This is a genomic window from Streptococcus pseudopneumoniae (assembly GCF_001070815.1).
GTDB classification, from domain to species: Bacteria; Bacillota; Bacilli; order Lactobacillales; family Streptococcaceae; genus Streptococcus; species Streptococcus pseudopneumoniae_P.
This window is the reverse complement of record NZ_JVLX01000017.1, coordinates 1-13,879: the sequence shown is the minus strand read 5'-3', so window position 1 is coordinate 13,879 and position 13,879 is coordinate 1. Positions and strand designations below refer to the sequence as shown.

Genomic DNA, 13,879 nt, shown 5'->3' with positions numbered 1-13,879 from the left:
GAGGTTTTATGCGTTTTAATCGATTTAGCTATTTAGCGCTACCTAGAGATACAATTATCTTTGAATTAAAAAAGTATGGATTTGATTTACCAGTCAACATCACAAATAAAAAAATGCTTGAAGCGTTTCTCATTCGTTTCTTTTTTAATTTTAAAGATAGCACCTATCCTCTATCCAGTTTAGCAGTTGATAAAGAAACTGACTTACTGACATTTTTTCAATCAGATAAAGAGTTGACTGCAGATATTTTCTATACTGTAGCCTTTCAACTTTTAGGTTTTTCTTATTTGGTTGACTTTGAAGACAGTGATGTTTTTCGTAAAGAGTCTGGATTTCCTATTGTATATGGTGACTTGATTGAAAATCTCTATCAGTTACTCAATACTCGTACCAAAAAGGGGAACACTCTTATCGACCAACTTGTCAGTGACGGTCTTATTTCTGAGGATAATGACTATCGCTACTTTAACGGCAAGAGTTTGGCTACTTTTTCTAGCCATGATGCCATTCGTGAAGTCGTTTACGTTGAGTCACGTGTCGATACTGACCAAAAAGGTCTTCCAGACTTAGTCAAGGTCAGCATTATTCGTCCTCGTTATGACGGCCAAATTCCTGCTATCATGACAGCTAGCCCCTACCATCAGGGAACCAATGACAAGGCTAGTGATAAGGCCCTCTACAAGATGGAGGGTGAACTTGAGGTCAAACCTGCTCACAAGATTGAGCTTGAAGAACCTCAACTCAATCTCGTCCAACCCCAAGGTCAAGCTGAGCTTGTGTCAGAAGCTGAGGAAAAGCTAACGCACATCAACGCTAGCTATACTCTCAACGACTACTTCCTTCCACGAGGTTTTGCTAATCTCTATGTCTCAGGTGTTGGTACCAAAAACTCTACTGGTTTCATGACTAACGGGGATTACCAGCAAATAGAGGCTTATAAAAATGTCATCGATTGGCTCAATGGTCGTTGCCGTGCCTTTACTGATCACACGCGCCAGCGTCAAGTCAAGGCTGACTGGTCAAACGGAAAAGTAGCCACAACTGGACTTTCCTATCTAGGCACCATGTCCAATGGTCTTGCGACCACAGGTGTTGATGGTTTAGAAGTCATCATTGCCGAGGCTGGCATTTCATCTTGGTACAACTACTACCGTGAAAACGGTCTATTCACTAGCCCAGGTGGTTATCCAGGTGAGGATTTTGACTCCCTTGCTGAACTAACCTACTCTCGTAATCTCTTGGCTGGTGACTATATCCGTGGTAACGAAGCTCACCAAGCTGACTTAGAAAAAGTAAAAGAGCAACTGAATCGCAAGACTGGCGACTACAATCAGTTTTGGCATGACCGCAATTATCTGCTCAATGCCCATAAAGTAAAGGCTGAGGTTGTCTTTACTCATGGTTCTCAGGATTGGAATGTCAAACCACTTCATGTTTACCAGATGTTCCAAGCTCTTCCATCTCATATCAATAAGCATCTCTTTTTCCATAATGGTGCCCATGTTTATATGAACAACTGGCAATCCATTGACTTCCGTGAATCTATGAACGCCTTATTGACTAAGAAATTATTGGGTCAAGAAACAGATTTTCAACTTCCGACTGTTATCTGGCAGGATAATACCGCTCCTCAGACTTGGTTATCACTTGATAATTTCGGTGAGCAAGATAACTTTGAAATCTTCTCACTTGGTCAAGAACAGCAAGTCATTCAAAACCAGTACCCAGACAAGGATTTTGAGCGCTATGGTAAAACATACCAGACCTTTAATACAGACCTCTATCAAGGGAAAGCCAATCAAATTACTATTGACCTTCCTGTAACCAAGGATCTCCACCTGAACGGTCGCGCTCAGCTCAATCTGCGTATCAAGTCCAGTACAAACAAGGGGCTCTTATCAGCCCAACTAATGCAACTTGGACAAAAGAAATACCTACAACCTTATCCAGCTGTTTTAAGTGCTAGAACCGTTGATAATGGACGCTACCACATGTTGGAAAATCTCTGTGAATTGCCATTTCGTGAAAATGCGCAACGAGTCGTGACAAAGGGCTATCTCAATTTACAAAATAGAAATGATTTACTGTTGGTAGAGGATATTACTGCAGATGAATGGATGGATATCCAGTTTGAACTGCAACCAACTATTTACAAGCTAAAAGAAGGAGATACTCTTCGTTTAGTCCTCTATACTACTGACTTTGAAATCACAATTCGTGACAATACCGCATACCAGCTGACTGTTGATCTTGAACAGTCTAGTCTTATCCTACCTTGTCAAAAGGTATAATATCAGACTTTCAAGATGGAAGATTTCTACTTGAACTGTCAAACTACACATAAACTTAGTATCAAATTCAATCCTAGTCTAGGCCTATGACGTGTCTAAAACGGGATTTTGGACAAAAGATACTAAGACCCTAACCAACATGTGCAATCATTTATAATACTCGCTACCAGACCACATGTTGGATAATCTCTGTGAATTGCCATTTGGCATAAATTCACAACAAGTCGTGACAAAAGGCTAACCTAATTGAATGATTTACTGTTAGTAGAGGACACTAATGTAAATAAACGGATAGAGAGCCAATTCATCTCCACCCAACTAGTGACAAGTTAAAAGAAGGAGATTTTCTCCGTATAGTTCTTTATACTACTGACTTTAAAATCATCATACGTGACAATACCGCTTACCACTCGACTGACAATTTCGATCAGTCCACGCTTTCTGTACCTAGTACAAGGAGTAACATTTTATGAATAAATCTGAACACCGACACCAACTCATACGCGCTCTTGTTGCAAAAAACAAGATTCATACACAGGCTGAGCTGCAAGCCCTTCTTGCTGATAACGACATTCAAGTTACCCAGGCAACTCTCTCACGCGACATCAAAAATATGAACCTGTCAAAAGTCCGAGAAGAGGATAACTCTTACTACGTGCTCAATACAGGTTCTATCTCAAAATGGGAAAAACGCCTAGAAATTTACATGGAAGATGCTCTTGTCTTGATGCGCCCAGTTCAACATCAAGTCCTACTAAAAACCCTTCCTGGACTTGCTCAATCCTTTGGTTCTATCATTGATGCCTTGAGCTTCCCTGACGCTATCGCTACTCTCTGTGGTGATGATGTTTGCCTTGTCATCTGTGAAGATGCAGAAGCTGCTCAAAAATGCTTTGAAGAATTGAAAAAATTCGCTCCACCATTTTTCTTTGAAGAATAATAAAATTCCGTGTCTCATGTGGCACGGAATTTTGTTATATTCTTTACTGAGATGGATTTTCTTTTTTAGTTCGTGCCAATCTTAGGGCACGATTTGGATTGAGACGATTAAATAGTTCTTCCAATTTCTTTTCATTCCAAACGTCTGCGGCAGAAACGAAATTACCATCCGCATCTCGGAAAGATATCGGTTTATCTCCCATATCAGTCTCCTAGTCTACAAATTCAAACTCAAATTTACCAATTCGGACCAAGTCACCATCTTTAGCACCACGCGCACGAAGGGCTTCATCAACCCCCATACCACGTAATTGACGGGCAAATTTCATGACCGATTCGTCACGATCAAAGTTGGTCATATTAAAGAGTTTCATGAGTTTTTCACCAGAAAGTACCCATGTCGCATCGTCATCACGACTAATTTCAAAGGCTTTTTCTTCCTCATCAAATCCATAGTAAGCTTCTTCTTCCATATCTGACTCGTCGTAGAGCAAGAATTCTGGTGTCTTGTCTAACAATTCAGCTGTAGCATCCAAAAGTGTAGCCAGACCTTGCTTGGTCAAACCAGATATTGGGAAAATAGCTGGTAGCTCTTCAAATTCATCGTAATTTTCAGCTAATTTCTTCTTGAATTCCTCAAGATTTTCCTGACTCTCAGGCATATCCATCTTATTGGCTACGATAATCTGTGGACGCTCCATGAGACGAAGATTGTATGACTCCAACTCCTTGTTAATAGCAAGATAATCCTCATAAGGATCACGTCCTTCGCTAGCTGACATATCAATAATATGAAGGATGACACGGGTACGCTCAATGTGGCGGAGGAACTGAGTTCCCAAACCGACACCCTGACTAGCCCCTTCAATCAAACCTGGTAAATCAGCTACTGCAAAGGATTCACCTGATTGGGTACGAACCATACCTAGATTTGGCACAATGGTCGTAAAGTGGTAGGCACCAATTTTAGGTTTAGCTGAGGTAATAACACTTAAAAGTGTTGATTTCCCAACAGATGGGAATCCAACTAAACCAACATCAGCCAAGATTTTTAGTTCCAATTGTAACTCACGTTCCTGACCTGGTTCTCCATTTTCAGAGATTTCCGGTGCAGGATTTTTTGGTGTTGCAAAGCGGATATTTCCACGTCCACCACGACCACCGTGGGCAACGATAAATTCTTGACCGTGTTCAATCAAATCTGTCAAGACCTTGCCTGTCTCAGCATCACGCACAGTCGTACCTTGTGGTACTCGAACTCTAAGGTCCTCAGCACCACGACCATGCATCCCTTTGGTCATTCCTTTCTCACCAGAATCAGCCTTGAAATGGCGATTATAGCGGAAATCCATGAGAGTACGTAGACCTTCGTCTACAACGAAGACTACATTACCTCCACGACCACCGTCACCACCCCAAGGACCGCCATTAGGGACATATTTTTCACGGCGAAAGGCAACCATACCATCGCCACCATTACCAGCCTTGACCTTGATCTTGGCTGTATCTAAAAACATACTCATTTTTTTCTTCTCACTTTAAAAAAGGGCTGGGAAATCCCAGTCACAAAATTTTCTTGAATCTATTTTATAGATTACTGAGGGCACCAATTGCAGTTGCAAAAATACCCAAAATACTTGCTACTAACATGATAAGTACGATAAGCAAGGTTAATTTCTCAAACATCGTTTTTTTACGTTTTCCATTATCTCCAAATGCCATTTTTATCTCCTTCGTTACATTCTATTTTCTATTATCTTAGCATGAATTTAGCTAGTTTTCAATAGTCACTTGCTACCGGCGCAATAATCCATAAAATGATATAAGCTACAATTCCTGCCCCATAACAAAATGCAAGAACACCCCATATTACACGAACAATAGTCGGATCAATATCAAAATAATTTGCGACCCCAGCACATACTCCAGCAATTTTTTGATCACTACCACTTCTCATCAATTGTTTTTTCATAGCTATTCCTCTTTCTATTCTTCATGGTCTTTCCAATAATCTCTGATGCTGATTAACTGTGTTTTTGAAGCCCTCAGCATTCGTCTAGAGCCTTTTACAGGCACAGCAACCACCTGTTGCGGTAGATACAAAACTGTCTTAAAGATACGCTGACTGACCGTATCATCTTTTGCTAAATCTTTCTGGAAGTTATTTGAAATAATGGCATCCAGATAAAACTCATGCACTAGTTTTCCAAAGTTCTCAGCTGAAATCTCGTACAATTTCTCTGATAAGGTATGCTCATCCATATCTGGAGTTGCAATCAGGGCTTCCAAAATAGCTCCAGCCAAATCATGTTCACCGTAGTACAAGGTTCCAAACATCTTGTCATTGATCAGATTATCCAGATAAGGATTTCCGTGAGCAATAACTGGCGTTCCACTGGCTAAGCTTTCCAAGTATGTCAAACCTTGTGTCTCACTTGTTGATGCCGATATGAAGAAATCCGCCGCCTTATAGTAAAGAGCCGTCTCACTAGGAGCAACCATCCCTGTAAAGACAATGAAGTCTTGAATCTCTAGTTTTTGAGCTTGCTCTTTGAGGTCATTCAGATAAGGCCCATCCCCAGCAACTACCAGTTTAACCTTGTCTTCTTCTTTCAAAACTTCTGCAAAAGCTGCTAATACTGCTTGAATATTTTTTTCATAAGAAATTCTGGAAAGACTCAGCAACATCTGTTCGTCCTCTTGAATCCCTAATTTACTACGCAGTTCTTTCAGATTTTCCTGCTTGATTTCCGGACGCTCAAACTTAGCTAATTCAATCCCAGTTGGAATGACCCGTTTTTCTACCTTGACCTTATAGTCAGATAGCAAGTCTCGGACAATCTCACTCGGGCAAATCACCCCATCCACATCATGAAGGAAACCTCTGACCAGATACTTGACCATGCTAGGACGAATCAACATCCCCTTGGCAATATAATGCACATAGTCTTCGTATTGGGTGTGATAGGTATGGATGACTGGGATTTTCAATTCACGCGCAATCCAAATCCCCAACAAGCCAAGAGAAAATTCTGTCTGAGTATGGATGATATCTAGCTGATACTGTTTGGCAATTTCAAGCGCCTTGCTAAAACCTCGATAGGCAAAGCGACGATCCTTAAAAGCAAAGAAAGGAACACTTGGAATGCGGATAATTTGCCAATCTTCGTAGCGATTGACATCCTTATCTGTCGTCGTAAAGATGAAAACAGCATGTCCCTGCTTTTCAAGCTCTGTTTTCAAGGTTCGAATACTGGTCGCAACACCTGAAACCTGAGGAAAATAGGTATCTGTAAATAAACCAATTCGCATAGATTACCTCACTTTTTACTTTCTCCCTAAAGCGGCTTGTTTCTCATAAAAGTCCAACCAGATTTGTAACAGATGCTCTTCTGAATACTCTCTGGAAATATTCTTAGCTTTTTCTTTGAGGTCTTTTAAAGCAGCAGGATTTGCTTGATATTCTAAAATAGCCTCTTTCATCTCTTCTCTATCTGCTGTTGCCCGATAATTTCCCTCTAAAATCACCTTATAAAGATCCAAATCACGTAGCATAATAGGAGCCTCACAACTGGCAGCTTCTAGAATAGTCATCGGAAAGAGCTCATTGTAACTAGGCAACAAGAAAAGGTCAGCTAGGGCATACAATTCGCGCATCCGCTCTGGCGATACAATACCTGGAAAAATCAAATTTTTAGGAGGATTTTCCATGATTTTCTTGTAGCGTTCATAACCATCTGTCATACCACCAAAAGAGAAACCACCAGCCCAGATAAAGGTAATCTGAGGCAATTCCTCAGCCAGACGGATAAAGTCATCAATCCCTTTGCGTTTCTGAACTTGACCAGCACCTACTACGATAAACTGATTCTCACTAAGACCTAGCTCTGTTCGCAGACTCGCCACCTCTTCTTGTGGAAGGGGATGCCATTTTTCCTTATTGACAAAGTTAGGAATATAGGTCACTTTTTCACGTGGAATACCTGCTGCCACCAAATCCTCGATAAACATAGGATTAACCACAACTAGGTGCTCCATCCGGTTGTAAAAAGAAAATACATAGCGCTTGACAATTCCCTTTAAGAAAAATGGAATTTTCAAACTCCCCTCAAGTGTATCAGGCAAGAAATGCACGTAGCCAATTTTTCTCCCTGAGCGTTTCTTTTGGAACGTTGATAAATAATAGGGGAAATCAATCGTATGAAAGTGAGTCACATCTGCCTCGATTGGAAGATTTTCTGTAACAATCAATTGGTCCTTGGCATCACGGTGAAGAAGACGAACTAATTCACGGTAAGCACCTGAAACTCCTTGTCCTGCTACTTTCTCACTTGAACTCAACATATTGATGCGTAATTTCTTTTTTTCCATAACTACTATTATATCATTTTCTTTGAATAAAATCAGCAAAAGAAAGGAGAGACTAGAGGAAAAGAGGGGGAAATTTCCTCGCTTTTCCAATAATCTCTCACATGCTATTATATGTTTACTTAATGCCCAGGGCAATGCGTGCATAGCGACTCATTTTTTCAACGGTCCAGGCTGGATACCAAACTAATTTAACCTCAGTATCCGTTACTTCTGGAACCTCTGTCATAGCATCATAAATCTGGTCCGTCAAAAGGTCTGCTAAGGGACAACCCATAGTTGTCAAAGTCATATCAATCTCTGTTTGTCCAGTGTCGCCGTCAAAACGAATCTCATAAATCAAGCCAAGATTGACAATATCGATTCCCAACTCAGGGTCGATGACTTCTTCCAAGGCTGATAAAATTCGTGTTTTGATGTTTTCAATTTGCTCTTCTGTATAAGCCATATTCATCCTCACTCTTAGTCTTCAATAAAATCACGAAGCGGTTTGCTGCGACTTGGTTGGCGTAGTTTTCTTAAAGCCTTGGCTTCAATCTGACGAATACGCTCACGGGTTACGTTAAAGACTTTACCCACATCTTCAAGGGTACGCATTTTCCCATCATCTAATCCAAAACGTAGACGCAAAACATTTTCTTCACGGTCTGTGAGAGTATCCAAGACCTCATCCAACTGCTCACGCAAGACGATACGAGTTGTATAGTCCACTGGATTCTCAATCACTTCATCTTCGATAAAGTCTCCAAGGTGGCTATCATCCTCTTCACCGATTGGAGTTTCAAGGGATACCGGTTCTTGGGCAATCTTCAAGATTTCACGAACCTTATCAGGTGTCATATCCATACGTTCAGCGATTTGTTCTGGCGTTGGATCTTGTCCCAATTCTTGAAGGAGATTACGTTGTTCACGAACCAGTTTATTGATGGTTTCAACCATATGAACTGGGATACGGATGGTACGAGCTTGATCTGCAATAGCACGAGTGATAGCCTGACGAATCCACCAAGTTGCGTAAGTTGAGAACTTAAATCCTTTAGAATAGTCAAACTTATCAACTGCCTTCATCAAGCCCATGTTCCCTTCTTGAATCAAGTCAAGAAACTGCATACCACGTCCAACATAGCGTTTGGCAATAGAAACAACTAAACGAAGGTTGGCTTCCGCAAGGCGTTGTTTAGCTTCGATATCGCCAGCTTCAACTGCTAGCGCTAATTCTTTTTCCTCTTCATTGGTCAAGAGAGGAACAACTCCGATTTCTTTCAAGTACATTCGAACAGGGTCATTGACCTTAGCCGAAGTTGAACCAATCAAGTCCTCATCGCTGAGTTCTGGTTCTTCTTCAGCACTAAGAACACGCGCACTTGGATTTCCTTCGTTATCTGTGATTGAAATCCCTGCATCCTGAATCCGTTGCAAAAGGTCTTCAATTCCATCAGCATCTAAGGTAAAAGGAATGACTAGACTAGCATTAATTTCATCGTCTGTTGCTGTCCCTTTTTGCTTATGATTGCGGATAAATTCTGCTACTTGTACGTCAAATGTTGTTACTTCTTTTTGTTTTGTTGCCATTATTACTCCATTCTTCTCTTTTGGGAAATTAAACGTTCCAATTCTTCTAAGGCTGTGTCGGTATCTCCTACATGGCTAGCTTCCTGCACCTTCTTTTTGATTCTCATATTGTCCTGATTCAAGAGAGCCTTATTTCGAGTCATTTCTACTTCACTTAGTTCCTGCGGAGACATCTCAGCAGGCAAATCCTGAGCTAAAACTTGATACCAAGCTCTTTCAACTTCCTCTGTCTGTTCTGCTAAAACTTCTGGAGGAAGATTTCCATACTGGCCAAGCAAGTCATATAAGACCTGAAATTCAGGTGTGGCAAATGCAAAGTCTTCTCGCAAACGATAATCATTCAAAACAAGAGGGGACTCCACCATTCGATAAAGTAGATGGGCTTCAGCCCTCATAATAGCTGATAACTGCTTGGTGACAGGCATGGTGATTTGCGTCGGTCTGGAAATTCCTTCCATGCGATTCTGCCTTTGCGCCTGACGACTCTCATTAACAATCTGCTCAATCTGGGCATAATCAAAGGACGCCAGACTGTCAGCTAAAATATGAATATAGCTGTTTTGAGCAGTGATAGACTTTTCTTGAACAATCAAGGGAGCTATTTTTTCAATAAACTCAATCTGGGCTTGCAGATTTTCACTGTTTTCAGGCTTGTACTGGTGAATGTAGAACTCAATCGGACTGATACGAGTTTTCGTTAATAGATAGGCCAAGTCTTCTGGTCCATTTTTTTGTAGATATTCATCTGGATCCAAGTTATCAGGCATGCTGACGATTTGCACAGGCATATCACCAATTTCGTCCAGCGCTTTCAATGTCGCAGCTTGCCCAGCCTTATCGCCATCGTAAACAAGAACCAACTTCTTGGTTAACCTTTTCAGATGCTCAACATGCTCTCGACTCAAGGCTGTTCCCATAGATGCGACAGCGTTTTCGATTCCAGCCCGATAAGCTGCAATGACATCCATGAACCCTTCCATGAGGTAAATCTCACTGGTTTTACCAGAAGATTTTTTTGCCCTATCCATATGATATAATTCGTAACTTTTGTTAAAAATTGCAGTCGATCGGCTATTTTTATACTTAGAAGTTTGTGAATCCGTTTTCTGCCAGATACGACCTGAGAAAGCAATGACCTTTCCCTGATCATTGGTCAAGGGAAACATAATCCGATTGTGAAAGGTGTCTACAAATTGATTTGCATCCGATAGGTAAAATAGCCCTGAATCTAGAAAATCCTCATCACGATACTGACCAGACAAACGTTGATAGAGATAGTTTCGTTCTGGAGGTGCCAAACCAATCCGAAAATGCTTGAGCACTTCATCTGTCAAACCACGCTGATAAAGGTAGTTTCTGGCCTCTTCCCCCATGGTCGTTGTCATGAGAATAGCATGATAAAATTTGGCTGCATCTTCGTGCATATCATAAAGAGCTTGGTGAGGCGAAACTGGCTTTTGTTCACTATAAAGTGTTTTTTCAACCTCAATTCCAACACGCTGACCTAAGATTTGGACAGCCTCCATAAAGGGAACACCTTGGTACTCCTCTATGAACTTAAAGACATCACCTGAGCGACCACAACCAAAACAGTGATAAAACTGCTTGTCCTCTACAACGTTGAAAGAAGGTGTTTTTTCACCATGAAAAGGACAGAGCCCTAGATAGTTCCGTCCTGCCTTTTGTAAAGAAATCACATCTCCTATGACTTCCACAATGTTGGCATTGTTTTTGATTTCTTCAATGACTTGTTTGTCAACCATACACAATACCTCCATGTTATCATAGTTTACTTTATATAGTATACTTTATTTCAGAAAAAAAGTAAACCATTTCACTCATTTTCCCTACTTTATTCAAAGAGTTGATAATAATCAGAGATTTTCATTTTTGCTTTTTCTTCTTGTTTCAAATCTTGGATAATTCGTCCTTCTTTCATGACAATTAAGCGATTGCCATATTTGAGAGCATCTTCCATATGGTGGGTAATCATAAGCGCTGTCAGCTGGTCCTTCTTGACAAATTCATCCGTCAATTCCATCAAGGCCACACTGGTCTTTGGATCAAGGGCTGCAGTATGCTCGTCTAACAAGAGTAATTCAGGACGCTTCAAGGTTGCCATCAAGAGACTCAAAGCCTGTCTTTGTCCACCTGATAAGAACTCAATCGGTGTATTCAAGTGTTTCTCAAGACCGTTTCCCACTTTTTCAATAGTTGCCTGAAACTCATCCTTATAGCTAGCCAGACGTCTCGGAAACAGTCCACGCTTTTCACCACGAAACTTGGCAATCAAAAGATTTTCAGCCACCGTCATACGGGGAGCTGTCCCCATCTTGGGATCTTGGAAGACTCGAGACAAATACTTAGCCCGCTTCTCTGGTGAAAACTTGGTAACATCTTCACCCAAAATACGGATGGTTCCACTGGTTAATGACAAGGTTCCTGCAATAGTGTTAAAGAGAGTTGATTTCCCAGCACCATTTCCACCTAAAATCGTGATGAAATCCTGTTCAAAAATTTCTAAGGAAACATCATTTAAAATAATCTTTTCTTCATCAAAGCCATTTTTAACGACTTTGGTTGCATTTTTTAATTCTACAATTGCTGTCATTTGCTTAATTTGGCTCCTTTCAAGATTGTTTGCTTAAATGTTGGAATCATGAGGCAGACTGCTAAAATCACGGCGCTGTACAAACGAAGGTAACTTGTATTAAATCCAAGCGCAATAACTGCCCACACTAAGAATTGATAGGCAATAGAACCCACAACGATGGCAACCAGACGCTCTGCCAAGCTCAAACTCTTGAAAATAACTTCTCCAATAATCAAACTTGCAAGACCTACAACGATAACCCCGATTCCTCGAGACACATCAGCATACCCTTCTTGCTGAGCAATGAGGGCACCTGCAAGGGCAATCACACCATTTGATAAGACCAAGCCCATGAGCTCCATGCGTCCAGTATGAATCCCGAAACTTCTAGCCATATCAGGATTGTCACCTGTAGCAATATAGGCTTGTCCTAGTTTGGTATCCAAGAAAAAGAGCATGAGAGCAATAACAAGACTGACAAAGATGAGACCTGTCAAGAGTTGGTTCAAATCTGAATCAAAAGGCAAAACATCCTGGATTTGCTTGGTTCCAAGCAATCCTAAATTTGCACGTCCCATAATCAAGAGCATGATAGAGTGACAGGAAGTCATCACCAAAATCCCTGAGAGCAAGGTTGGGATCTTCCCTTTTGTATAAAGAAGTCCTGCTGCCATTCCAGCCAAACAACCTGCTCCTACAGCAACAAGAGTCGCTAAAAATGGGTTCACTCCTTTGGTTATCAAAGTGACAGCAACAGCTCCCCCAAGAGGGAAGGAACCTTCTGTTGTCATATCTGGAAAGTTCAAAATCCTAAATGTCATAAAGATCCCCAGACCTAAAATAGCCCAGACAAATCCTTGAGAAATAATAGATAATATCATCTGTTTCTTAACCTTTTCTATATGATTTCTATTGTAAAAAATTGGAGGAGATGTCCCCAACTCCTCCATTACAGATTATTCAATCACTTGTCCCGCTTCTTTTAGAACAGAATCAGGAATCGTAATACCTAGCTCTTGTGCCAATTTTTTGTTGATAACTGACTTACCAGTTGAAAAGACATTAACTGGAGTATCGGCTGGTTTTGCACCTTTCAAGACTTGCGCAATCATTTTACCAGTTGCCACACCAAGGTCATGTTGGTCAACTACAACTGATGCCAAGCCACCTGCTTCTACCATGGCGGTTGCACTTGGGTAGATTGGTTTTTTAGCTGATTGGTTGCTTGATACAACTGTTGAAAAAGCTGATGCAATGGTGTTATCAATTGGAACCCAGATAGCATCGACCTTGCTAGTCATAACATTAACTGTTGAAGCAATTTCATTTGTTGAAGGAACTGCAAATGTTTCCACTGTCAAACCTGCTTTTTCAGCATAAGCCTTAAATTCTTCTACCTGAGTTTTGGAATTATCTTCGCTACTTGAGTAAAGAGCTCCGATTGTTTTCACATTCGGTGTCAAAGCTTTGATGAGTTCAACTTGTTGTTGAGCTGGGTTGTGGTCAGATACCCCTGTAATGTTGCCACCTGGTTTTTTCAAATCTTTGACCAAGTTCGCACCGATTGGGTCTGTAATAGCAGCCATGATAACCGGTAGGTCTTTTGTTGCACTAGCCAAACCTTGAGCAGCTGGTGTTGCAATACCAACAACCAAGTCATTGCCATTTGCAACCAACTGTTTGCTCATTGTTGCAACCTTACTTTGGTCGCCTTCTGAGTTCATAAAGTCAATTTTCAACTGATCATCTTTATAGCCTTCCTCAGCAAGTCCATCTTGAATTCCTTTATAAATCAAGTCAAGAGATGGATGACTCACAAACTGAAGGACACCAACTTTGGCAACTTTCTTTTCATTCTTAGCTTCTGGTTTATTCATTGAAGAGTAAATCAAGCTTCCTGCTACTAAGACTGCTAATGCAGCGATAATTCCAATTAAACGTTTATTTTTCATTCTATTTCTCCTTTTTATTCCTTTAAAATACTTCACTTATCTAATACTCTTCAAAAATCTCTTCAAACCACGTCAGCGTCGCCTTACCGTAGGTATATGATACTGACTCTGTCAGTTCTATCCACAACCTCAAAACAGTGTTTTGAGCAGCTTGCGGCTAGCTT

General features: G+C 40.8%; 14 protein-coding genes. 2 read left to right on the top strand and 12 right to left on the bottom strand.

The features are described from left to right. The first annotated feature begins 8 nt into the window (after nucleotides 1–8). The gene (locus ADG81_RS01785) at nucleotides 9–2,291 is read left to right on the top strand and encodes a Xaa-Pro dipeptidyl-peptidase (protein ID WP_049550726.1); all 2,283 of its coding nucleotides are present in this window, start codon (nucleotides 9–11) and stop codon (nucleotides 2,289–2,291) included. Between the two features lie 469 nt (nucleotides 2,292–2,760). Further along, on the top strand, nucleotides 2,761–3,231 hold the full coding sequence (locus ADG81_RS01780; protein WP_049550725.1) for an arginine repressor: 471 nt from the start codon (nucleotides 2,761–2,763) through the stop codon (nucleotides 3,229–3,231). Nucleotides 3,232–3,274: 43 nt separating this feature from the next. On the opposite strand, the gene ADG81_RS09885 is transcribed toward ADG81_RS01780, so the two are convergent. From ADG81_RS09885 to trpX, 12 genes are all read right to left on the bottom strand, one after another. Beyond that, nucleotides 3,275–3,433, bottom strand: a complete 159-nt coding sequence (locus ADG81_RS09885; protein WP_001808548.1) for a hypothetical protein — start codon at nucleotides 3,431–3,433, stop codon at nucleotides 3,275–3,277. 9 nt (nucleotides 3,434–3,442) lie between these two features. Beyond that, nucleotides 3,443–4,753, bottom strand: coding sequence for a GTPase ObgE (gene obgE / locus ADG81_RS01770; RefSeq protein ID WP_000061642.1), 1,311 nt, complete (start codon nucleotides 4,751–4,753; stop codon nucleotides 3,443–3,445). A 64-nt stretch (nucleotides 4,754–4,817) separates the two neighbouring features. Then, complete coding sequence (locus ADG81_RS01765) at nucleotides 4,818–4,952, bottom strand: DUF4044 domain-containing protein (RefSeq protein WP_000863852.1); 135 nt, start codon at nucleotides 4,950–4,952, stop codon at nucleotides 4,818–4,820. Nucleotides 4,953–5,010: 58 nt separating this feature from the next. Next, nucleotides 5,011–5,202, bottom strand: coding sequence for a PspC domain-containing protein (locus ADG81_RS01760; RefSeq protein ID WP_000744434.1), 192 nt, complete (start codon nucleotides 5,200–5,202; stop codon nucleotides 5,011–5,013). Between the two features lie 14 nt (nucleotides 5,203–5,216). Beyond that, a complete protein-coding gene (locus tag ADG81_RS01755) occupies nucleotides 5,217–6,542 on the bottom strand; it encodes a glycosyltransferase family 4 protein (protein WP_049550724.1) in 1,326 nt (441 codons plus the stop codon). Between the two features lie 15 nt (nucleotides 6,543–6,557). Further along, nucleotides 6,558–7,601 carry an alpha-galactosylglucosyldiacylglycerol synthase gene (gene cpoA / locus ADG81_RS01750; RefSeq protein WP_049550723.1) on the bottom strand — a complete coding sequence of 348 codons (1,044 nt, stop codon included), beginning with the start codon at nucleotides 7,599–7,601 and terminating at the stop codon, nucleotides 6,558–6,560. Between the two features lie 115 nt (nucleotides 7,602–7,716). After that, on the bottom strand, nucleotides 7,717–8,046 hold the full coding sequence (locus ADG81_RS01745; protein ID WP_000331925.1) for a metal-sulfur cluster assembly factor: 330 nt from the start codon (nucleotides 8,044–8,046) through the stop codon (nucleotides 7,717–7,719). A 14-nt stretch (nucleotides 8,047–8,060) separates the two neighbouring features. Then, nucleotides 8,061–9,170 (bottom strand): RNA polymerase sigma factor RpoD, encoded by a 1,110-nt coding sequence (rpoD, locus tag ADG81_RS01740; RefSeq protein WP_004259586.1) that lies wholly within the window; start codon nucleotides 9,168–9,170, stop codon nucleotides 8,061–8,063. Nucleotides 9,171–9,172: 2 nt separating this feature from the next. Further along, the gene (dnaG, locus tag ADG81_RS01735) at nucleotides 9,173–10,933 is read right to left on the bottom strand and encodes a DNA primase (RefSeq protein ID WP_049550722.1); all 1,761 of its coding nucleotides are present in this window, start codon (nucleotides 10,931–10,933) and stop codon (nucleotides 9,173–9,175) included. Between the two features lie 89 nt (nucleotides 10,934–11,022). Continuing rightward, on the bottom strand, nucleotides 11,023–11,781 hold the full coding sequence (locus ADG81_RS01730; protein ID WP_004254621.1) for an ABC transporter ATP-binding protein: 759 nt from the start codon (nucleotides 11,779–11,781) through the stop codon (nucleotides 11,023–11,025). After that, a complete protein-coding gene (locus tag ADG81_RS01725; RefSeq protein WP_031237057.1) occupies nucleotides 11,778–12,644 on the bottom strand; it encodes an ABC transporter permease in 867 nt (288 codons plus the stop codon). The genes ADG81_RS01730 and ADG81_RS01725 overlap by 4 nt, the downstream gene beginning before the upstream one ends. Nucleotides 12,645–12,719: 75 nt before the next feature. After that, nucleotides 12,720–13,715 carry a tryptophan ABC transporter substrate-binding protein gene (gene trpX / locus ADG81_RS01720; RefSeq protein ID WP_049550721.1) on the bottom strand — a complete coding sequence of 332 codons (996 nt, stop codon included), beginning with the start codon at nucleotides 13,713–13,715 and terminating at the stop codon, nucleotides 12,720–12,722. Nucleotides 13,716–13,879: the final 164 nt, after the last annotated feature.